Origin of the sequence: Paenibacillus sp. MAEPY2 (assembly GCF_000499205.1) — a bacterium.
GTDB classification, from domain to species: domain Bacteria; phylum Bacillota; class Bacilli; order Paenibacillales; family Paenibacillaceae; genus Paenibacillus; species Paenibacillus vandeheii.
In genome coordinates this window covers 338,211-358,395 of the sequence record NZ_AWUK01000004.1, presented here as the reverse complement: position 1 = coordinate 358,395, position 20,185 = coordinate 338,211, and the positions used below count along the sequence as shown (strand labels likewise).

Genomic DNA, 20,185 nt, shown 5'->3' with positions numbered 1-20,185 from the left:
GGTCCGTGAAAAGTGATCGACAGGGAAGTGGATTTAGCGGACACATCTGCCACCAAATAACCACATCGCCGCCGTTTCTGTTGGTCACTTAAGTCGTGGAGACGTCGTGGATACAGTAACGTTATCTCAATCGTCATCGAAACCAAAAGGAGATTTGAAAATAATGCTAATAAATTATCAATACATTGATGAAAAAAGATTAAATATGTATTTTGACCAGATTCCAATTAAGTTACCGAAAGAAAGAAAGCGAAAAACTTCAATTGGGCTATCTTTAGCTGGTCCGAAGGTCGATCTTACCGAAGAATCTTCAAATAAATCTTTTAACTCTTATGAAAAAATTGATATTTTAACTGCTTACTTAGAAAAGAACAAATTACTTGATTTTCAAAGACCCAAAGTCACTTATGGTAATGATGAAGAAGTTCCCTTTGTTTTAGAATCGTTTACAGCAAGAAAAGTAATATTTAATAAAGAACTTTTGACAAATATTCCACAACTACAACATCTAATTTTATGGATTTCAGATCCGGAAGATTCTGATTTAAGTGATGAACCTTGGACTTATAATGGAACATTTTTGTATTTAACTGAATTATGGTTGGATGACGGCCGGTATCATACTGTGTGGTCGGGTTGCTCTGCACTACAAGCTATTGTAAACAAAATTGAAGGTAGAAGCTTGCTAGATACTATTACAAATTCAGTTGAACCATTAGGAAGAAGGAACTTTACTCACCCAGTTACTAAATTGTCGAAACTAGGGGCCATAGCATTAGAAAAACGAAAGATTACTTCCTTGTACCAAAAACGTTATATAACCGATGAGCAATGCTTTACGAAAAACAAGAAAAAATATAGAGTAAATGATTTGTTAGGATATCCAATATACATTGCCAGTGAATTCTAAGAAGAAGTAAAAAGCAGATAACAACGTATATTCGCCGAGGAATACGCCCTTATGTCGCAAGATGCAATTAGCGGAGAAATAGATTCAGCGAACAACTCTGCGAGGCTAAGTCTTCGACCCGGCTCTGCGTGCCTTAAGGCTCTTGGGTTCGTAGATATAATATTGTTATATGTTATATGATATACAATGAATAACAATTCCAAAAGAGAGAGTGTTATCACATGAAGTCAAACAAGTACTTTACAAAAGAGATTTTGAAAGAAGCTAATACCGCAGCAATTCGAGAAAAAAGGAACAGAGCATTTAATGAATCGTTTATTGACCGACTAGAAGAAGGGGTGTTATTTCCAATAATTGATATCTTTTATCATACCAAAGATGAAATAAGAGTTACGATCATATTTGATAAAGAGGGTACAATTGGTTTTTTGGACATGTCATTTTTAAGATACGAGACATTACCAATTGCACAGTTTAATGATGATGGAAGTGTTACATTAGAGGATGAAGACTCGATAAATAAAAGAAGACCTTATCCTAATAATAGAGCTTGGGAAGAAGTTCTAATTAAAAAACCTGTTAGAAAACAAGGGTCGTTTAGAGAGAATGTTTTAAGGGCATATAGTAATCAATGTGCAATTTGCGATATAAACCATCCTAGAATACTACGTGCAGCTCATATTTGGCCAGTTTCTGATGGTGGACTGGATGAAGTGCAAAATGGAATAGCGTTATGCGTTTCACATGAAGTAGCATACGATGCTCAACTGTTCTCAATAAATCCTGATGGTTCGATTTTATAAATATAAATGACGATTTAAAGATTGATTATATGAATATTAGATTTCCTGATAATAATGAAGATTATCCGTCTGTAAGTAACTTTGAAAAACGAATGCAATTCTTTGACAAGATCAAATAAGTTTGGAGTGTAATTTCAAGGTAGTCATCGTACTTCAATATAACATTATATTCACACATCGTGCTGAAGGTCCTCGATCCGTCAGAGGTTATGGGCAGGGATGTAGTACAGCCGATCGATCCTACAAGCTAACCCTAATAGTGAATCCCTTCAAGCCTTAGGTGGTAGTATATTATGAAAACCCAACCGTTATATGAAAATACTGTTAAACAAAACGAAGAGACCTAATATTAGGTCTCTTCGTTTTGTTTATTTAATTCTTCTTCAACTATTCCTACTAACTCAGTAGCCTTCGTACCCAGCGCCGCAGCAATAGCAAGTAATGAATTTAAAGTAGGCTGGTGGATTCCTCTTTCCAGCATGGATATGTATGTTCTATCAAGATTAATACGGAATGCCAATTCTTCTTGGCTCAGTTTCTGCTTCTTGCGAATACTTTTTAATATCTGTCCAAAAACTCACAAAGTACCAAATAGATCGGCCAAGGAAAAGTCGCCGTATTTACTGCAACACGCACATAATCCGGTGGACTGGTTCCCTTGGTCCGAAGAGGCTTTTGAAGTCGCCAAGCGAGACAATAAGCCAGTCTTCTTTTCTATTGGGTATGTCTAGTTATTGACCCACACGTAACTGTCGTTGGGTCCATGGTGTTGACTTTGAATTTGTGTGTGCCTTATCTGATCCCCCAGATGTTAACCAGTCTCAATCAGTTGTCTGCGTTACAGATCGGGTTAGTAATGTCGCCTGGAGCCTTGTTTGCCGCATTATTTGGACTCTTGGGCGGGCGCATTACGGATAAAAAAGGGAATCGTTATCTGTTTTCGTGGGCTTTTGGGTTGCAATTCATTGCGTATACGCTACTGTATATTTTTACAGGTGGTTCGTATGGTGTAGTTTTGTTTGTTCTTATCGCAGCCAATACAGGGCTGACGTTTGCCCAGATTGCTCTGGCGAATACCGTATCCAGAACCTTACCGAGGCATGAGGCGGGTGTTGGTATGGGTGTCTATATGATGTGCAGCTTCATCGCTGGTGCGATCGGAACAACGATTCTTGGAACCACATTGGATGCAAAAGGGGCAAGCACTCAAGTATTCGGTTCAATTTATATCTTTTTTGGGATATGGATTGTGGTCTCCGCAGTATTATTTCTTTCCTTTACCAAAAAAAGTGGGTCGGAATCTGCATCAACCTAGGTTGTTCCTGGTGTCGCTGCTTTAAAATCGATAGAAGTTTTCTGTCATACGCAAGTTATTAAGCAAGCTGTACCGCAAGTCCTCAAAAGGATGGGGCAGCCTATTTGTTACTTTAGTTTACGGAAAGAATTCAGTATGCTGAAGCTACAGCAAAAAGATCGGGATAAATAAGGCAGGCAGCAGATTCAATACCTTGATATTTGTGATTTTCAATATGTTTAACCCCGTACAAAGCGCCAGGATGCAACCAATCAGAGTAATTTCTTTTATGATGTTCGTCGTCATGAAGACGGATAAGAAATCAGCCGAAAATATGTATTTCAATCAGCATAAGTGATAAGTTAAAATATTATAGGGCTAGATTCTAGTTTTAAATGAAGATCATTATCCTTATAATTACAAAATCAGTATGGGAAGAGAAAGTAATAATTCTTGTTCACCATCAATTGATAAGATAGATCAAATGAATCAGGGGTAGAGTTTAATGTTGTTCACTTTACTTAAGTGGATGCTATTTTTCCCTTATCTCAATAATCTCCCTTATATCATCAATGCCTAGCGCTTCAGCAATCCGTTCAATATGAGCAAAGTTGATATTCTCACGTTTCCCAGACTGTAACTCACTTAACGCAGCGTGGCGAATGTCAGACAACCTTGCCAGTTCGCGCAGTGAGATATTATGTTTCTCAGTGAGTTTATGGATATTGACGACGACTTTCTTAGCCATGAGTATCACTCCTAAAATTTCCATATGGTCTTGACGTTACGCATGAGCGTACCATATACTTTTTGTATATCTGGTACTCTTATGCGTACCAATTTTAGGAGTGGTGACATGACAAGTACCAACAGCGAAGACCTACCTTCGCAGTACGCACAACTCATCGAACAAGAAGACGATTACGTCGACCAACTGGTTACATGTAACAAACTCATCTTAGACGCCATGGACATCATCGCAAAGCAGGCAGGTCTGTTAGACATGGATACCGTGAAACAGGCTGCATATCACCTTCATGCGATGGAACAGGATTTGAACCGCAAGTTATTTAAAGTCAGGCTGGAGAAGAGCATCTTGGCAAATCAAATGAGCCAGTCTACATAAAACCACCTTAACTAAAAGACAGCGCAGGATCATATAAGATGATCTTGAACTGTCTTTTTGCCATTCCATCCAAACGATTTTTGCTCCCAATTAAGCATTGACTTTCCTCCCAAATCCCCCTAAACTTCAATTGTTAAAATACTTTTAAAAACATTCATCGAATGGTTCGAGATGAACGGAAGGAGGCATACAACTAACGATGTTACCTACATCACACAACACCCAGCAGGTGAAGCGCATTAACGTTGAACTTGTGAAGAATACACTCCGATCCATGGGCGTAGGCACGAAGGCTTCGATTGCGAACTTGACCAAACTCAGCGTGGCGACATGCGGCACGATCCTGAACGAATTACTCCAAACGGGTGAGATTATCGATCTGGGTCCAGACGAATCGAGTGGTGGAAGACCGGCAAGTCGGTATCAGTTTAATGCGGACTACGCAAGCGTACTGTGCCTGATTATTCGAACAGAGGGCGGCATTCACTCGATCACACATACATATGCCAATCTGAACGGAGAGATGGCGGACGAACAGACACTCTTTTTGGATGAGATTAACGTCTCGGTGGTAGAGGAATTAATTGCGAACCTGATCGGACAACACCACAATGTGCAGGCGATTGGTATCGGCATACCTGGTGTTGCACACAACGGCGTGATTGGGATTTGCGACGTACCGGATCTGGCCGGTCAACCACTTGGTCTTAGGCTCAAGGAGCAGTATGAAGACATAGAAGTAGTCATTGGCAACGACATGAATCTGACGGTGTATGGACTGTACAACCAGCAGCAATTTGAGGAAGAGAAGAACTTTGCAGTGGTTACCTTCCCAGAAAACCATTTTCCGGGTGCAGGCTTTATCATTGATGGTCGTCCGCTCACAGGGAACACGCAATTTGGGGGCGAAGTGTCTTTTTTACCTTTTGGAGTGTCACGGAAAGAGCAGTTGCGAATGTTGAAAACGGCTGAAGGGTTGCAGGAACTTGTGGTACAGACGCTAGTATCCATCATCGCGATCATTAACCCGGCTACGATTGTAGTCACAGGCGATACGATGGACCCGGCGATGCGGGATGGCCTGACGCAAGGTTGTCTGGATCGAATGATTCCATTGGAGCATATGCCGGAGTTGATCATCCAAAGAGATACTCGACGCGAGTATGTGACTGGGCTAGTCGCGGTGACGCTGGAGAGCCTGACCTACCGCATTCAGGTGATTGAGAAGCAATGGTAAACAATTACTTTTATGAAGTTAAGCAAAATATTTTACACGATAACGGAGAGTGCGGAACCAATCTGAAGAACGCCTTTATCACTGTATTTTCCCCTTCAGGAAGGGAATCAAAAAAATACAGGGATAACAGCGGTCGGAAGATGGTACTGCAATCGTAGTTATGAAGTGTAATCATTTTTCTGAACACAATGGAGGAACTTAATTTGAATCAGCAAGCAGGTACGCAAGGGAACAAACGAAAGTTCAACAAACTGTATGCCATGCAACTGGCCACGATCTTCCTGGGATTTATCGTATTCGGCATATCGGAAAATATTAAGGGGCCGGCCATTCCTCGTATCCAATTTGACTTCAATCTGGACGAGAAACAGCTCGGGACGTTGTTGTCCCTGAATGCACTGGGGTATCTGATCGCCTGCTCATTCACCGCTATCCTGGTTCGCAAATGGGGCATTAAGGCGGTTAGCATCATTTCATTTGCATCGATGATTCTCTCAGGTGTGTTCATTTATGTGTCTCATACATATCCACTTTTTGCTTCATCATACTTCTTCATGTATATCGGAAACGGCATGCTGGAGATTGCCTTGGCAATTCTGGGAGCGCGGATCTTTGTGAAAAACACAGGTACCATGATGAACCTGTCCCATTTCTTCTATGGGCTGAGTTCCACGGTAGCACCTTTGCTGGCGACAGGTGTGATGTCTTTGCACGTGTTCGGACACGAACTGGACTGGCGCGGTATGTATCTGGTGATGCTGTCGCTCTGTCTGCTGCCGATCATTGCAGCGCTGCGCAGCAAGTTTCCAGGGGATGATCTTCCTCATGAAGATCGGACTTCACTGAAGACGTTAACACGTGATCCAGCCATCTGGCTGATGGTGCTCATTCTTTCTTTTGGCGTGGTATCCGAACTGGCGGTTGGGGGTTGGCTTGTTAACTTTCTGGAGAAAGCCTACACGTGGGATACGGTCAAAGCATCTGGGCTGCTGTCTGCGTTCTTCCTGAGTTTTTCGTTGGGCAGACTGTTACTAGGGCCGCTTACTGACCGGATCGGATTCGTATTGTCGTTGATTCTGTTCTCTGCTTTTTCAGCGGTATGCACGTTCGTGGCGATCGCGGGCGGAGAGGGGCTGGCATTCTTCTTTGCCGTATCGGGGGCAGGTATTGCGATGATCTATCCAACAGTTATGGCATTTATCGCACGCAGATATCCGAACGGCAGTGACACCGCCATTACGTTCACGGTTACTCTGATGGGGATTGGTAGTGTCATCGGTAACTATGTGATTGGCTGGGTGATTGAGGGCGTGAAGAATGCGTATGGTCCAACCACTCAGCTGGGGCTATTGCGCGGACTTCAGGCGGGGTATGGATTTATCGGCTTATGTGCTGTGATCTGTGCGGCATCAGGAGTAGTTTTGTACGGGTATTTGAAGCGGAAGCAAGAACTGATTTAGATATGTAGATATCATTTTATAGTTCTAAACAGAAATTGATGCTTTATGCAGAAAGGAAATAAAGTGTTGATTGATGACGTTTCTTTAAGCTAACAGGAAACAATAACTCAATAAAAACAAGGAGGCAGCCGACCAACGTGATCGGCTGCCTTTGTTCAATTAACTCAGGTTAGTTTATAACTGCAAGTGCAGTCGTAAATCTTTAGAGATTAATACTTAAATTGGATTGTCAAACGCTCTAACTGCTGTGACATATCCGACAAGGTTGTGGCTAGGCTCGTAATTTGCTCCATTGAAGCCAGTTGTTCTTCTGAAGATGCAGCTATATTTTGTGAGTTGTCTGCAGCTTGAAGCGCAAGATTGGAGACTTGCTCTTGACCTGCTGTTATTTCCTGGACACTTGCAGTTATCTGCTGTGTAACACTGGCGAGTTCTTCCGTTTGTTGCGCGATAAAGTTTGTGGACCCCACAATTTTGTTGAACTGTTGTTCTGTCTCACTAGCAATCTGTATACCTGAGTCGACGTCCTGTTTAACTCGTTCCAACGTTTTAAGAGATTGCTCTATATCTGTACGCATATCATGAATCAACGTGGAAATCTGCCCGGATGACTGATTCGATTGTTCAGCAAGTTTTCTTACTTCAGAAGCAACTACGGAGAAACCGCGGCCTTCTTCTCCTGCACGGGCAGCCTCAATCGAAGCATTTAAAGCCAGAAGGTTAGTCTGGTTTGCGATATCCGTAATGGCATGTAGCATCGTACCGATCTGCTGGCTGCGTTCATCAAGCATCCTCATTACTACATCGGTTTCATTAACGGAGTGGTTAATCAGGTTCATTTGCTTCGCTGTGTGCTCTATGGCAGTACTACCTATATTCGCCAATTCCATCGCATCGACAGAAGAATCAGCAATAGTTGATGAACTTTCCGCTATTCGCTGGATTCCAATTGATATTTCCTCGAGTGAGTTGGTTGTTCTTTGAAGCATCATTTGTTGCTCTTGTGCAACGACTGCGGATTCTTGGATCGAAATGGTGATGTTCTCAGTTGCTTGACTGGTGTGCTCTGCTCCAAGGTTCAATTCTTTGGAGGATGAAGCAACTTGCTTTGTCGAGAGATCAACTTGTTTAATAAGATATCTCATGTTTTTAATCATTTCATTGAAGTCTTTAGACAACTCACCTATTTCATCTTTGGACTTCATTTTGACTTCTTCAACGGTCAGATCACCGTCCGCAACTGACTTCAGTCGCTTTGCGATCTTAAGGATAGGCTTCGTTAGACGCCCTGAGACGATGCTGACGATAACTGATCCGAGAACTACTGCAACTGCCGTAACCATTATTACAAGATAAAGAACTTGCGTTGCACCGCTGTTGAACTCACTTAAATATGCACCTGAACCGATGATCCAGCCCCAATGTGGATCCATTTCAACATATGAAACTTTCGTTTCTACTTCACCTGTATCGGGTAGAGCCCACTTGTAGGTGACAAATCCCCCTCCGGCTGATCCAACGTTAACAAGCTCTTTTCCCAAATACACGCCATCTTCCGTTACGACATCTGTCAAATCCTGACCTTCATTTGAAGGATTCATCACGGAATGAGCACCCTTATCAACTGCCCATGGATATCCTGTTTCCCCTACAGTATATTCACTTTTTACAGGCCGCTTATTATCTGCATTTTTTTCACCGAGCAGTTCGACGCGGAGTTTTTCCTGTGCTTGCTCCAATGTTAAATCTCCGCTCTCTACTTGCTCATTGAGGAGGTTAATCATGCCAATAACCATACTCACACTATTTTCAAGTGCTGCCTTGCCTGATTCATTCATTTCATTTTTCGAAACCGTATACGAAGTGAACCCTATCACGATCGTGGGCACAATTAGTATAGCCAAGCATAGAGTGACTAACTTTGTTCTCAAAGATCTCATTTTTAGTATTGATACAATCTTTGTTTTCACTGTATTTCCCCCTCAACACAACAATTTACAGCTTCCATAACTTCAATAGTTAAAATTTAAAGTAAAAGTCTGTACATAATATATCGAAAAAATATACTGTAAAATGAAGTCCTCAAGCTATGCCTTCCTCTTATCTAAATCCACTTGACCTACTAAAAGCATTACTACTTGGAGTTCGTGTTAGTTTTTGTTTTTTGTATAGCAATAAGTAATAGCAAAAAATGTTAGGATATGAATAAGTTATCATTATTGTTAGGAGGTTTCGTAGATGCTATATCGTAAGCTAGGTAACACGGAAGTAAGCATTCCTGTTATAGGTCAAGGGACTTGGAAATATGGTGAAGATAAGCAGAAAGAAAAAGAGGAAATAGAGGCGTTGCGTTTTGGTATTAGGAATGGACTTACTCTGATTGACACTGCCGAAGAATATGGGAATGGAGGAGCAGAGAAAATTGTTGGTCAAGCCATCCATGGTATTAGAGATGATGTTTTTCTTGTGACTAAAGTCTCTGCAAAAAATTGTTCTTACAAAGGTGTCCTTAGAGCGGCAGAGGCAAGTTTAGAACGCTTAAAAACAAGCCATATTGATTTGTATTTACAGCATTGGCCTAGTCAACAACATGATGTTTCAGAGACGATGGGGGCTATGGCTGAATTAGTCAATAAGGGATTAGTCAAATATGTTGGGGTGAGTAACTTTAGCATTCAATTAATGAATGAAGCTCAGTACCATTTAGGAACTGTGCCTTTGATATGTAATCAAGTACCGTATCATTTAAACGATAGAAGCATAGAGAATCAGATTTTACCCTTTGCAGAAGAGAATGGGATCACAATTATGGGATATTCGCCATTTGGATTTGCTCCTCATATACATACATTTGGTATGAAAGGTTTCCCTGAAGTGGGCTCAATAGAAAGAAATATATTGAACACAATAGGGGACAAGTACGGTAAAACAGCATATCAAGTTGCATTAAACTGGGTTTTAAGACAGCAAGGGTTAGTTACGATCCCGAAAGCTGCGAACAAGGAACACATCGTTGATAATCTAAATGCCTTAGGATGGGAATTAGAAAAAGATGATATTGACCAGATTGAGAATCACTTCCCATTATTAAAAAAGAATTAAATGAGAACCGCTAGCGCGGCGAAACTCGCTCTACAAATTTAGAAGATGGACGGGGAAATTCATCATCGTTATGGCTCGCTTTATCATTATGAAGTATATTCATGCTGTTAATGGACTACGCTTAAGGTTAAATGTGATCTTATGAAGGAGGACATCACTTCTTGAAATTTGAACTAGGGCGTTGCTTACTGAATGAACGATTGATGGAATCCGGAAAGTCAGTGGAATGGCTGGCAAAAGAATTACTTTTTAAACCGGAACGAGTTTACGACTTTATTGAAAACAAAAGAGTAATGCCGCTCAAAATTGCCATATCGATCGCCGATTCCATTGGTTGTGATGTTCGTGCCTTGTATGAATTAATTCCGAATGATAATGAAGCAATGTGAGATTAATGGAATAAGTGGTAGGTTGCAAGCATTAAGGCTACATATGTGATTCATTAAGCTAACGGGCAGGTTAGCATAAAAGATTATCTTAACGTTCAGAATTACCTTCAATAAGTACATCTTTGCGTTATATTATAATTAATTATTGGAATCGACGTGAATTCTCCAAGGAAACTTAATTGTGCACAAATAGTTGCGAAATGAAAACGTAGCATAACTATACTTCTGTTAAGAGGAGGGATAGGATGGATTGGCTTATGAGGATGAATCGGGCGTTGGATTACATCGAATTGAATCTAACCGAAAAGATCGAATTGAGGGAAGTTGCTCAATGTGCTTGTTGTTCTTCACATCAGTTCCAAAGAATGTTCTCATTCATTACTGATGTGTCTCTTGCGGAATATATAAGGAGAAGACGGCTTACACTCGCTGCAATTGAATTGCAGAATAGTGATATAAGAGTTGTTGACATTGCTATAAAGTATGGTTATGAATCTCCAGTTTCATTCGCAAGGGCTTTTCAATCGTTGCATGGTGTTAACCCAGCAATGGCTCGAGAAGAAGGGACAGCTCTCAAAGCCTATCCTCGGCTTTCCTTCCTTATTTCAATTAAAGGGGAAAAGGCTATGAACTACCGTATCGAGACAAAAGAATCCTTTCAAGTATTCGGAATTGAAAAAGTGTTTCAACTAAGCGGAGTAGATACTCCAGCAGAATTATGGAAGCAAAGCCATGCTAACGGCGAGGTTGAAAGACTTGCGGAAAATGCAGGCGATTTACCAGCCTTTTTAAATCAGGACTATCATAAAGTGCATGCTGTTTGTAGTTACAAAAAAACAGATGAGAATAGTTTTTCGTATATGCTGTCCGCATTTAAAGGGGATTCAAGTAAAACTGATGGGTACACAAGTATAACAATACCAGCTCAAACATGGGCGATTTTCCCATCTGATCTGTTCACATGGAATAAATTTGATGAAACAATTGAGACATTATATAAACGCTTCTTCTCCGAATGGCTTCCTACTGCTGGATACGAACAGGTCGATGGAATGGAATTTGAGATTACAGGAGGTAAAGACGGGCTTAATTTTGTTGAGCTATGGTTTGCAGTAAGGAAAATAAATAAGGTGTGATTGTATAAGAACGTCTTCTTTTTTTATTATAATTAAAACAAAATTTTTTTCAGCTAACGGGAAACTATAATTGATTAAACGACGAAAATGAAGCTGCCTGTGTTGGACCGGCAGCTTCATTATGTTAACGGGCAGGTTAGTTCAATCATGTCGCGAGTACCTCAAAGTAACTCACAAAGGCAGGAAAGGACGCAAAGCATGTGGAATAAATATACAACTTTATCTTTTTTGGAGGTTGTAAAATGGCGTTTCCGACACATATTGTATCTGCAGGCGGACTTGTAGAAGATGGAACTGGAAATATCCTTTTAGTAAAAGCCCATGACGATGGTTGGGTGTATCCTGGTGGGATAACTGAAGTGGGAGAAAACCTGATTGATGGTGTGATTCGTGAAATCAAAGAGGAAAGTGGAATAGACGCCACGGTTAGCCATTTAATTAGTGTTGTTTCGAATACAGCAATTCATAAGTGGTATGACGGTGTGACTGATGTCCCTACGAAGGTTATGTTTGATTTCGTGTGTAAAGCTGTGGGTGGAGAGTTAGCTACTTCTAATGAAACGAGCGAATGCAGGTGGGTTCCAAAGGGAAATGTTCTGGATTTGATTACTTTACCTGGAATCCGCATGCGTTATGAAGCTTATTTGAACTTTAACGGCTCTGTGAATTATATAGAGTATGTCACTGCGTCAACGACAGAATTTAATGTCAAGCTTCAAAGGAGTGTTTAGTTGTACGAGGAATCGTGTATTGAACTAACGGGTGACGAGAGTTGAATAAAGAAGAGAAGGCAGCTGGTCAGAGCGATCAGTTGCCTTTTTTAAGCTAACCGGCAGGTTAGTTCGGATTGGTGATATCACTGCGCTAGATCACTAGAACGAGCTGTGTGGTAAAATATAGGAGAACCATTCAAAAAGAATGGAGGAGGCAACAATAGATAATGCTCAATGTATACCGAAAACGTGGTCCATTCTTTTTGAAGAATAGAATAATTCAGATAGCATTTCAGTTTTTTATATCAGCGATAATCGGAGTTATATATGCATTTATGATCATTAATGAAACTATCAATGAATATCTTCGAAATATATTGCCGAGTAACGATGGACCGAATCTTCATCAATATTTGCCCATTGTGATCACTGTGTTCATTTACTCATACTTCATTCAAAGAAAAGAAAGAATTTTTCTAGAAAAAATCTCATTCAGTTGTCTTCATATTCTCCTTGCAATACTAAGCTTTATTTCTACTCTTATCGTTATAATGATGGTTCAATTCCCATTGATGAATTAATACATCATTACGCTTACGGGAAAGGGTAGTTAAATAAAAATGCGAAAGCAGCCGATTTATGTAATCGGCTGCTTTTTGTTAAACTAAGGGGCAGAAAGTTGTCCTTTCTTAATAAAAGAGTTTAAAACGTGATGAGTTTCGGTCGATCAAGGTTTACAAATCGATTTTCCAGTTGCCCATCATCTTGGCGACTTCGGGATCGCGGTACGATAAGAAAAGACTTTCCCGCGTATCAAGGGTGGAAATTTGTTCGATATCGTCCGCGCTCAACTCAAAATCAAAAATGTTGAAGTTTTCGACGATCCGCTCTTTTTTTACCGATTTTGGAATTACAACGACTTCATGCTGAACAAGCCAACGCAACACGACCTGGGCGACAGACTTATTGTGTTTTGACGCGATCGATGTCAGCACTTCGTTGCCGAACAGGTTGCCCCTTCCTTCTGCGAATGGTGCCCACGACTGGTGCTGCACTCCCTGCTCCTTCATAAAAGCACCATTCTCAATCTGTTGATAAAACGGGTGCGTTTCGACCTGGTTAACGGCAGGCACGATTTGATTATGCACGATAAGGTCCATAAGACGGTCGGGTAGGAAGTTGCTGACACCGATCGCCTTGATTTTACCTTCGCGGTACAGGTCTTCCATCGCACGCCAAGCACCGTAGTAATCGCCGAACGGCTGGTGAATAAGATATAGATCGAGATAGTCGAGCTGTAGCTTTTTTAAGGATTTGGAAAAAGCCAGCTTGGCGCGCTCGTAGTCGGCATCCTGAACCCAGAGCTTGGTCGTAATGAACAGCTCCTCACGCGGTATGCCGCTGCGCTTGATCGCACGTCCGACCGCTTCCTCATTCAGATAACCGGAGGCGGTGTCGATCAGACGGTAACCAGCCATCAGCGCTTCATATACGGAGTTCTCGCATTCTTCAGCATCTGGAACTTGGTAGACACCAAAGCCGATGATCGGCATTTTCACACCATTGTTTAATGTTACGGTTTGCATTGTAATTCCTCCTAGGGTTTAATTGTAAAACAGCAAACGGCGCGTATCCCGGGAATTGGGCACTGCAACGCTAATTCCACATACGGCTGAATTTGCATTACAATAAGCTTAGAACCTTCGTGCTACACGAAGGCAAGCGTCTTATAAATTTTTTTCAAGGAGGGTTTCACATGCATACGGTTAAAGAAGCCGCCAAGATAACGGGACTCACCGAGCACGCCGTGCGTTTTTACACGGATAAAGGCCTGGTGCCAAGCGTACAGCGCAATCAAAACAACATTCGGATGTTCGACGATGAATCGATCAACTGGTTGCATGGCGTCAAATGTCTCAAGCAATCCGGGATGCCAATTGAATTTATCAAAAAGTATATAGATCTATGTCTCGAAGGGGATTCGACCATCCCGCAACGCTTCGCACTCATGATGGAGCATAAAGAAGCGGCCCTCGTTCAGCTCGAAGAAGCCAAACGGCATATTGCACATTTGGAACAAAAGACCGTGCTATATCAGGCCATTTTGGACCAACGCACTCCAGACACAACCAATCCTGGTAACTGGGACAAAATTCAACATATGCATGCGGACGTATTTTACTCGCCCTCTGTTCGTAAGATGTGAGCGATATTCAAGCACATCAACCGGTTTGGAAAGAATCCTCGGTTTAAAACTCTTCATTGGCTTGCAATGAACAAGATTCATGTCAGTCTAAACTAAAGGGAAACGATAGTGGAATAATATACTCATTAAAGAGCAGGTACTTCGGTATCCTGCTCTTTTTATTAAATTAAAGGGCAGGTGGTTATTCATTCTTGAAATCAAAAAAAGAGCCGCAACCGCGGCTCAAATAAATTAGAAATTAAGATGTAGTAGTGGTTTAATATGCTCAGCTGCCGCACTAAACTGATCTGAAAATCCCTTCGAATTTTCGTATTCTTTTGGCAAGTTATTCAGGAATAATTTGACCTGTGTGACCACTTTCATGCGTACTTGAGAATCAGCGCGATTACCTTTTAATTGATCTTTTACAAGATAACCATATTCACCCCTAAATATTAAAAAGTCATTGATGAGAATATTTAGTTCAGGAAAAGTTTTAGTATTTTCTTTTAAGAGAGTTAATTGGTCATTCACTAAAATAATGGAAGTATACACATCAAACATTTGCTCAATTTCTCGATTAGACTCTATCTTACTGGTTTGAGAAAGTGTATCATCCAATTTCTGTACTCTCGCAACAAACCAGTATAATAATTCGAATTAACCTCAACTTCTTTCTTAGTGTTTAAGCTTTCAATTAAAATAAAAGTTGAAGCAATAATCAAGAGAACGACAACAACTATCATGATTTTAGAATATTTTTTCTTCATCATTAAATCAACGTGTGGTATGTTCTGCAATTACGTATACCCCTTAATATTTTTTTGTTATGTACACAATATTAGCGATACTACCACAAAAAAAGGGAATAGATCTATCTGTACAATTTACCAATGATGGGGTTTCTAAAATCCTGAATATCTCAGAGCTAGATGGAAATAATTTGTCTTAGTAGTCTAACCTGGAGGTGAATAAGTATGTTACGAAAAATACTTTTAAATGTTTCTTTAATAATGCTGATCTCAGGAATAACGCAGCCTACCAACTCATCCATTAACTCCGATATTAAAACCTACAGAGGATAAAAATGACTTGGAACTAAAATCAACTGGTTCTAGCAAACCAGTAAAAGATCCGGATATAAGTCCATACTTAGATCCAGATAAATTCAGATTTATAGGTCAGATATCTACAGAACATGGTACTTTTGCATGGGCAGAGAAACAGACGGTTTTTAACGAATCTGAAATAGCCCGCCAATTAAATCAAATCAACGATAAGACTAAACAATTAATGATTCCTATGTTTGGATCAGTATACCTCAGAGTAGATGATGACGCTGGTGAGAGTTAGAGAATAACATTTAAGATTATCAAATGAAAATCAATTGCACTCCATTAAATATAAGCGTGGTGGCGGAGATCTCAGAGTAACCGACTCTGGGATTTTTTTGTTTATGGATTAGTTAGTTAAGAAGGAATTACTTTCACTGATTTACTTTATTAAGGTAAAGGGAAGAATAGTTGAATTAAACAATGGCATAAAATTACCAAAAGCTTCGGAGGGAATGCCCTTGTCTAAACGGATGGTTTCATTGATTTTTGTCTTTATGCTTTCTCTCGGATTCAGTAATGACCTACTCATCGCATCAGCTAAACTACGCCAGCTTTTTCAAATGTTGAATTGGACAAGCTGAAAACTGTTGCAGATTTCGAATTACTTGCACCGTCTTACTCGGTTCAAAGCTACAAATTAGAGTTTAAGGAACCATATCCGTTTGTTCTTAATCAATCAGTTTCAAAAGTTAGACTTCATTTCTTTGATAAATCAGGACAGACCTATTTGTTTGGAATTGAAGAACACAAGGCGGTTGGATATAAAGTAAACCGAGTTGTCACTAACGTCGATGTCCGTAACCGAACAAGTACAACACGAACTATAGTCGAGGATTTTAAGTTTAATGAACATGGAGAGAAAATGAACATAAATGGAATCGAAGGGCGATTTGAACCATGGGCTAACCATATACCAGGAGGATACCTACGATGGGTACAAAATGATACTTTCATTGAAATGGACAGCGGAGAATTAACTAAAGAAGAAATGATCGCGTTAGCAAAATCAATGAGATGATTTAGTAATTCAAACTAACGGAAAACGAAAGTAATTAAGGCTGCCAGCTTACATGGGAGCCTATTTTATTTGACTTTAAGTAGACTACGAAAGCGGAATGACTTGTATTCTTGAAATTAAGCAACAAATTCTATATAAATCCGTTGTAGTATGAGAGAGGTGATATGATGTGACAAAAATGAGTAGTTGGATCTTAATGTTGGTATTCGTGGTACCCATGATATTTGCTGGGTGTTCATCAACAGAAAAAAATGAAGAAATTGTGACTCAAAGTGTAGTAGCATCTGATTTTGTTCTCGAAGTAACAACGCCAACTAGTATAGTTACTGGTGAAGCACTAAAAGTAAAAGGGACTCTTAAATATACGGGTATTCAACCCGTTGAAGTTTCCCATGGAAAACCAATCATTCGTTTTTTCTTTTCGGGTAGTAATGAGGAGCGTAATTATACGGATATGGCATATTTAACTGAGTTTAAGTCAGGTCAAATAGTTGAGGTTGAAGATGAATTTATAGTAACGAAAAAAGGGAAACAAAATCTCCTTGTAAATATTGCAGGGGATATCTCATTAACAATGAATCCAATTGAAATTCTTGTTAAATAATCTTATTAGAATTCTTATGTCGAATAAGAGCGGGGGCTATTAATATGAATGTTCAAGAAATAAAAGATTTTGTTGAAGAGTATAATTTAGAAGATCGGAGTTACTTAGGATTTTGGAACTATTTTAACAATTATAAGAAAGAATGTAATGATGAATTTAATAAAGAATTCCCCGAATATAATCCAAATAAAATAGAGTTGTTCGTGGATAGTGTATCACTTCGAATTACTAATTGGCCAGATGATGGCTATAATCATGTAGTAATTACACTTAGAGTACACTATAAAGAAGCATATACTGCAATGTATCAAATGATATTTAATTTATCTGGAGAAGTAGAGGATGATCACTTATCCTTATGAAATGAAAGATTCAGCAAAAGCTAAAGTGAACAAAAAATATACTAGCAGGTTAACTCAGCGCCACTTTGTGAATTACAGATGTAACTTTGATTGATTTGATAGCGTTATTAATATTGAAGAACGTCTTATAGGTTCTAGAATAACTAATAAAGAATACGAGGGATATAGTTGTGAAAAAAAAGGGGCTTTTTTTAGCTGTTTTATCATTATCTTTAACAACAGCGACCGTAACTGCCTGTGATTCAACAAGTCCAACTGAAGAGAATAGGTCTACTCCTAAGTCTAGTGTATCAAGCAAGTCCACAAGTACAACCCTTTTAAGCGAAGAAGAGAATAAACCCTCGCATTATATTGCTTCTGGAGGGGCAACGGTACAGCAGCCCTTTTCCGTAAATTCGGAATTTGTACATATAAAACTTCTAATGAAGAACAATAGTAGACATGAAGTCAATGTTAGTTTAACGCACTTAGATACTAGTAAAGTGTATTTCGCTTTAACAATTGCTGCCGGGGAATCTCGGGATTGGATAAATATTAATGAAGGTTTCACACAAGGCATGAGTACTGGGGGCTACTTGCTTCAATGGAGTGGTGGCGGTTATAGCGTTGATGGGGAAGTATGGGGATCAGCTGGTTCAGACCCGGACGATACTGCTCCTCTATCGTATTGAACTAACGGGCAGGATTGTTCAATAACTTCGCGAATACTTTAAAATGGATAATTTTCGTGAAGTTCAGTGTTAGCGGAAAGATACGCAAAAATAAAATTATGAAAGGCGGATTCTATTGAAGCCAGGGATTATAGTTCTTCTTAATGGTACTTCAAGTTCTGGAAAGACAAGCATATCTAATGAATTATTAACTCAAATTGATATCCCATTTCAACATTTATCATTTGATAATTTTATTAATGGGGTATTTCATAGTTATAAAGATTTCGTTAATAGCACATATCCGAGTATTGAAACAAATGGTGCAGAGGATGGACAATTAGTAAATCAAATTCTTGCAGATCCGTTGATTTCATTATACTACTCGACAATAAAACTATTTTCTGCGATGGGAAACAACGTAGTTGTAGATTCTGTTATAGGTAATGACAAATGGTTCAATACTTGTATTGAATTATTATCAGATCACCCTGTCTTATTCGTAGTAGTTAAATGTTCAAAGGAAGAACTTGCTAGAAGAGAACAACTTAGAGGAGACAGGGAGATTGGTTTAGCAAGTTCACAATACGATAACGTGTATTGCTTTAATGAGTATGATCTTGAATTTAATACTGAAATAATGAGATCGAGTGAGTGTGCTAATGAGATATTAAATTTTATAAGATCTAATAAAGAATACACTGCTTTTAAGAAGTTGATTAAGGGGAAAAGTGTAAGTAAATAGTCCAAAGAAGGCGTATCCATCAGCTAACATCATATTCACGCTTCGGGTCATTCGGCTCTCGGTCCTGTTAAACTAACGGGAAACGATAGTTCAATAATATGAAGAAAGCAGCAGATCAATGTGATCGGCTGCTTTTGTTCAAATAATAGGCAGGATAGTCAAATATCCAGAAAAAAGAAGCCTTTGTACCGAACATCAAACTTTTCGGCAATTTTTTGGGGAAGCCATATTGCTTCTCCGCAGCGTCTACAAAGTCAAAAATCGATAAAATATATAAGAGAAAACGAATGTCAATACAAACGATACAAGAGATAACTTTCGATCACTATTCCACGCTCGAAATCCGTTAGCCACATATAAAACAATCACTGAAAAGAGAATTATTAAAACGTTTCTCCAAAACAGCAAATTTAAAAGTACAGTTAAGGCAGTCAAACACCATATAACTGTAAACCATAGAGGATACTTCGATAAATATTTTTTAAGCATGTGCTCCTCCTGAAAATCCGTAATGAATTATTAACCTAATCTTATTCGTAACGGTTTGATTAATACCTTTATAGTCGATCATTGTGAACGGCTGTTTTGTTAAGTTATTAGGCAGGTTAGGTTAGTTATAGGATATACATTACCGATGTTTAATGCTAGATTGTAATTTAAGCAATCAGAAGAAAAAGGGAGATAGAGAACCGAGTCATGATAAAAAAAGTGTTACAAATAACTATACTATCAACTTTAGTGTTAACCCTTGTTGCTTGTTCTGTTACAAAAGATGGTGAACAATTATCAAGCGAACAAGGTCAAGCATATGAAAATGCAACCGCTACTGATTATGCTAGGCTTTTCAAAGGTAGAGGACAGACTGTTGTCTTTGCTAATGGAACCTCCCTGCACTATGAAGTTGCAGAAAACCATACAGACTCCATGGTTAGCGAAAACGATGGCGATTGGGTAGTCAAAGAGTCCTCGGAACAGCTCATTGTAAGTGTCAACAGCGAAGAAATCAATATTACGGATGCTCTTAAGGAAAAAGGTTATTTTTACTATAGCTATCGGGATGATGTTAACATTCTGCATCGACTATATATCGTTAGAAATGCAGGCGGTACCAAGGATTACGCAGAACGCTGGTACTCCCAAGCTGAATTGCTACCTGAGCTTGGCATGAGTGGAGGTTCAAGAGGACTCAGCGGACCTTTGGGAACGGCAATTATGTCTGCCGAAGTTGAAGTGAAATATGATAATGTTGATCTTGATTTTGCGCTACAAAAGCATTTAAAACAATATTGGAACGAATATGGGCAAGACTCATTGTAATCCATATGCTAACGGGTAG

24 protein-coding genes and 1 pseudogene are annotated in these 20,185 nt (G+C 39.5%); 19 read left to right on the top strand and 6 right to left on the bottom strand.

Annotation, left to right across the window (positions count from 1 at the left end; genetic code table 11):
• The first annotated feature begins 106 nt into the window (after nucleotides 1-106).
• A complete protein-coding gene (locus P364_RS0103125) occupies nucleotides 107-910 on the top strand; it encodes a hypothetical protein (RefSeq protein WP_152532661.1) in 804 nt (267 codons plus the stop codon).
• Nucleotides 911-1,131: 221 nt separating this feature from the next.
• Nucleotides 1,132-1,713, top strand: coding sequence for an HNH endonuclease (locus tag P364_RS35040; protein ID WP_052016469.1), 582 nt, complete (start codon nucleotides 1,132-1,134; stop codon nucleotides 1,711-1,713).
• A 349-nt stretch (nucleotides 1,714-2,062) separates the two neighbouring features.
• Here the strand turns inward: P364_RS35040 and P364_RS36735 are convergent, their stop codons facing one another.
• Nucleotides 2,063-2,278, bottom strand: a complete 216-nt coding sequence (locus tag P364_RS36735; RefSeq protein WP_081717893.1) for a helix-turn-helix domain-containing protein — start codon at nucleotides 2,276-2,278, stop codon at nucleotides 2,063-2,065.
• On the opposite strand from P364_RS36735, the pseudogene P364_RS36730 reads away from it, so the two are divergent.
• Both P364_RS36730 and P364_RS0103115 read left to right on the top strand, forming a co-directional pair.
• A pseudogene (locus tag P364_RS36730) lies at nucleotides 2,277-2,438 on the top strand (DUF255 domain-containing protein); the annotation flags it as partial. The gene P364_RS36735 and the pseudogene P364_RS36730 overlap by 2 nt on opposite strands.
• 44 nt (nucleotides 2,439-2,482) lie before the next feature.
• A complete protein-coding gene (locus tag P364_RS0103115; protein WP_236642125.1) occupies nucleotides 2,483-3,028 on the top strand; it encodes an MFS transporter in 546 nt (181 codons plus the stop codon).
• 144 nt (nucleotides 3,029-3,172) lie between these two features.
• Here P364_RS0103115 and P364_RS38650 read toward each other — a convergent pair whose 3' ends face one another.
• Together P364_RS38650 and P364_RS0103105 are read right to left on the bottom strand one after the other, a co-directional pair.
• Entirely contained in the window at nucleotides 3,173-3,352 is a 180-nt protein-coding gene (locus P364_RS38650; protein ID WP_201770144.1) for a DUF554 family protein, read from the bottom strand.
• Between the two features lie 187 nt (nucleotides 3,353-3,539).
• Entirely contained in the window at nucleotides 3,540-3,755 is a 216-nt protein-coding gene (locus P364_RS0103105; RefSeq protein ID WP_024628698.1) for a helix-turn-helix domain-containing protein, read from the bottom strand.
• A gap of 108 nt (nucleotides 3,756-3,863) precedes the next feature.
• On the opposite strand from P364_RS0103105, the gene P364_RS0103100 reads away from it, so the two are divergent.
• From P364_RS0103100 to P364_RS0103085, 3 genes are all read left to right on the top strand, one after another.
• Entirely contained in the window at nucleotides 3,864-4,133 is a 270-nt protein-coding gene (locus tag P364_RS0103100) for a hypothetical protein (protein ID WP_024628697.1), read from the top strand.
• Nucleotides 4,134-4,332: 199 nt separating this feature from the next.
• On the top strand, nucleotides 4,333-5,370 hold the full coding sequence (locus tag P364_RS0103095) for an ROK family protein (protein WP_024628696.1): 1,038 nt from the start codon (nucleotides 4,333-4,335) through the stop codon (nucleotides 5,368-5,370).
• 260 nt (nucleotides 5,371-5,630) lie between these two features.
• Entirely contained in the window at nucleotides 5,631-6,830 is a 1,200-nt protein-coding gene (locus P364_RS0103085; RefSeq protein ID WP_094939587.1) for an MFS transporter, read from the top strand.
• Nucleotides 6,831-7,039: 209 nt separating this feature from the next.
• Here P364_RS0103085 and P364_RS0103080 read toward each other — a convergent pair whose 3' ends face one another.
• Nucleotides 7,040-8,800 (bottom strand): methyl-accepting chemotaxis protein, encoded by a 1,761-nt coding sequence (locus P364_RS0103080; protein ID WP_024628694.1) that lies wholly within the window; start codon nucleotides 8,798-8,800, stop codon nucleotides 7,040-7,042.
• 268 nt (nucleotides 8,801-9,068) lie between these two features.
• Between P364_RS0103080 and P364_RS0103075 the strand changes: the two genes are divergently transcribed.
• The 4 genes from P364_RS0103075 to P364_RS0103060 all read left to right on the top strand — a co-directional run bounded on the left by P364_RS0103075 (nucleotide 9,069) and on the right by P364_RS0103060 (nucleotide 12,188).
• The gene (locus P364_RS0103075; protein WP_024628693.1) at nucleotides 9,069-9,932 is read left to right on the top strand and encodes an aldo/keto reductase; all 864 of its coding nucleotides are present in this window, start codon (nucleotides 9,069-9,071) and stop codon (nucleotides 9,930-9,932) included.
• 161 nt (nucleotides 9,933-10,093) lie between these two features.
• The gene (locus P364_RS0103070) at nucleotides 10,094-10,321 is read left to right on the top strand and encodes a hypothetical protein (protein ID WP_024628692.1); all 228 of its coding nucleotides are present in this window, start codon (nucleotides 10,094-10,096) and stop codon (nucleotides 10,319-10,321) included.
• Between the two features lie 245 nt (nucleotides 10,322-10,566).
• A complete protein-coding gene (locus P364_RS0103065; RefSeq protein WP_024628691.1) occupies nucleotides 10,567-11,457 on the top strand; it encodes an AraC family transcriptional regulator in 891 nt (296 codons plus the stop codon).
• Between the two features lie 242 nt (nucleotides 11,458-11,699).
• Nucleotides 11,700-12,188 (top strand): NUDIX hydrolase, encoded by a 489-nt coding sequence (locus tag P364_RS0103060; protein ID WP_024628690.1) that lies wholly within the window; start codon nucleotides 11,700-11,702, stop codon nucleotides 12,186-12,188.
• A gap of 716 nt (nucleotides 12,189-12,904) precedes the next feature.
• Here the strand turns inward: P364_RS0103060 and P364_RS0103050 are convergent.
• The gene (locus P364_RS0103050) at nucleotides 12,905-13,756 is read right to left on the bottom strand and encodes an aldo/keto reductase (protein WP_024628688.1); all 852 of its coding nucleotides are present in this window, start codon (nucleotides 13,754-13,756) and stop codon (nucleotides 12,905-12,907) included.
• Between the two features lie 170 nt (nucleotides 13,757-13,926).
• Here P364_RS0103050 and P364_RS0103045 point away from each other — a divergent pair, with 170 nt between their 5' ends.
• Nucleotides 13,927-14,376 carry a MerR family transcriptional regulator gene (locus P364_RS0103045; RefSeq protein WP_024628687.1) on the top strand — a complete coding sequence of 150 codons (450 nt, stop codon included), beginning with the start codon at nucleotides 13,927-13,929 and terminating at the stop codon, nucleotides 14,374-14,376.
• A gap of 231 nt (nucleotides 14,377-14,607) precedes the next feature.
• On the opposite strand, the gene P364_RS0103040 is transcribed toward P364_RS0103045, so the two are convergent.
• Nucleotides 14,608-14,976: a hypothetical protein gene (locus P364_RS0103040; RefSeq protein ID WP_024634547.1), complete on the bottom strand. Its 369-nt coding sequence runs from the start codon at nucleotides 14,974-14,976 to the stop codon at nucleotides 14,608-14,610.
• Between the two features lie 471 nt (nucleotides 14,977-15,447).
• Here P364_RS0103040 and P364_RS0103030 point away from each other — a divergent pair, with 471 nt between their 5' ends.
• The 7 genes from P364_RS0103030 to P364_RS0103000 all read left to right on the top strand — a co-directional run bounded on the left by P364_RS0103030 (nucleotide 15,448) and on the right by P364_RS0103000 (nucleotide 20,166).
• Nucleotides 15,448-15,708 carry a hypothetical protein gene (locus P364_RS0103030; protein ID WP_024628684.1) on the top strand — a complete coding sequence of 87 codons (261 nt, stop codon included), beginning with the start codon at nucleotides 15,448-15,450 and terminating at the stop codon, nucleotides 15,706-15,708.
• A 330-nt stretch (nucleotides 15,709-16,038) separates the two neighbouring features.
• Nucleotides 16,039-16,488: a DUF4367 domain-containing protein gene (locus P364_RS37255; RefSeq protein WP_024628683.1), complete on the top strand. Its 450-nt coding sequence runs from the start codon at nucleotides 16,039-16,041 to the stop codon at nucleotides 16,486-16,488.
• Between the two features lie 169 nt (nucleotides 16,489-16,657).
• Nucleotides 16,658-17,092, top strand: a complete 435-nt coding sequence (locus P364_RS0103020) for a hypothetical protein (protein ID WP_024628682.1) — start codon at nucleotides 16,658-16,660, stop codon at nucleotides 17,090-17,092.
• Between the two features lie 44 nt (nucleotides 17,093-17,136).
• Nucleotides 17,137-17,454, top strand: coding sequence for a hypothetical protein (locus P364_RS0103015; RefSeq protein ID WP_024628681.1), 318 nt, complete (start codon nucleotides 17,137-17,139; stop codon nucleotides 17,452-17,454).
• A 170-nt stretch (nucleotides 17,455-17,624) separates the two neighbouring features.
• On the top strand, nucleotides 17,625-18,125 hold the full coding sequence (locus P364_RS36015; RefSeq protein WP_024628680.1) for a hypothetical protein: 501 nt from the start codon (nucleotides 17,625-17,627) through the stop codon (nucleotides 18,123-18,125).
• A gap of 115 nt (nucleotides 18,126-18,240) precedes the next feature.
• Nucleotides 18,241-18,849 (top strand): chloramphenicol phosphotransferase CPT family protein, encoded by a 609-nt coding sequence (locus tag P364_RS0103005; protein ID WP_024628679.1) that lies wholly within the window; start codon nucleotides 18,241-18,243, stop codon nucleotides 18,847-18,849.
• Nucleotides 18,850-19,545: 696 nt separating this feature from the next.
• The gene (locus tag P364_RS0103000; RefSeq protein WP_024628678.1) at nucleotides 19,546-20,166 is read left to right on the top strand and encodes a hypothetical protein; all 621 of its coding nucleotides are present in this window, start codon (nucleotides 19,546-19,548) and stop codon (nucleotides 20,164-20,166) included.
• The last annotated feature ends 19 nt before the right edge of the window (nucleotides 20,167-20,185 follow it).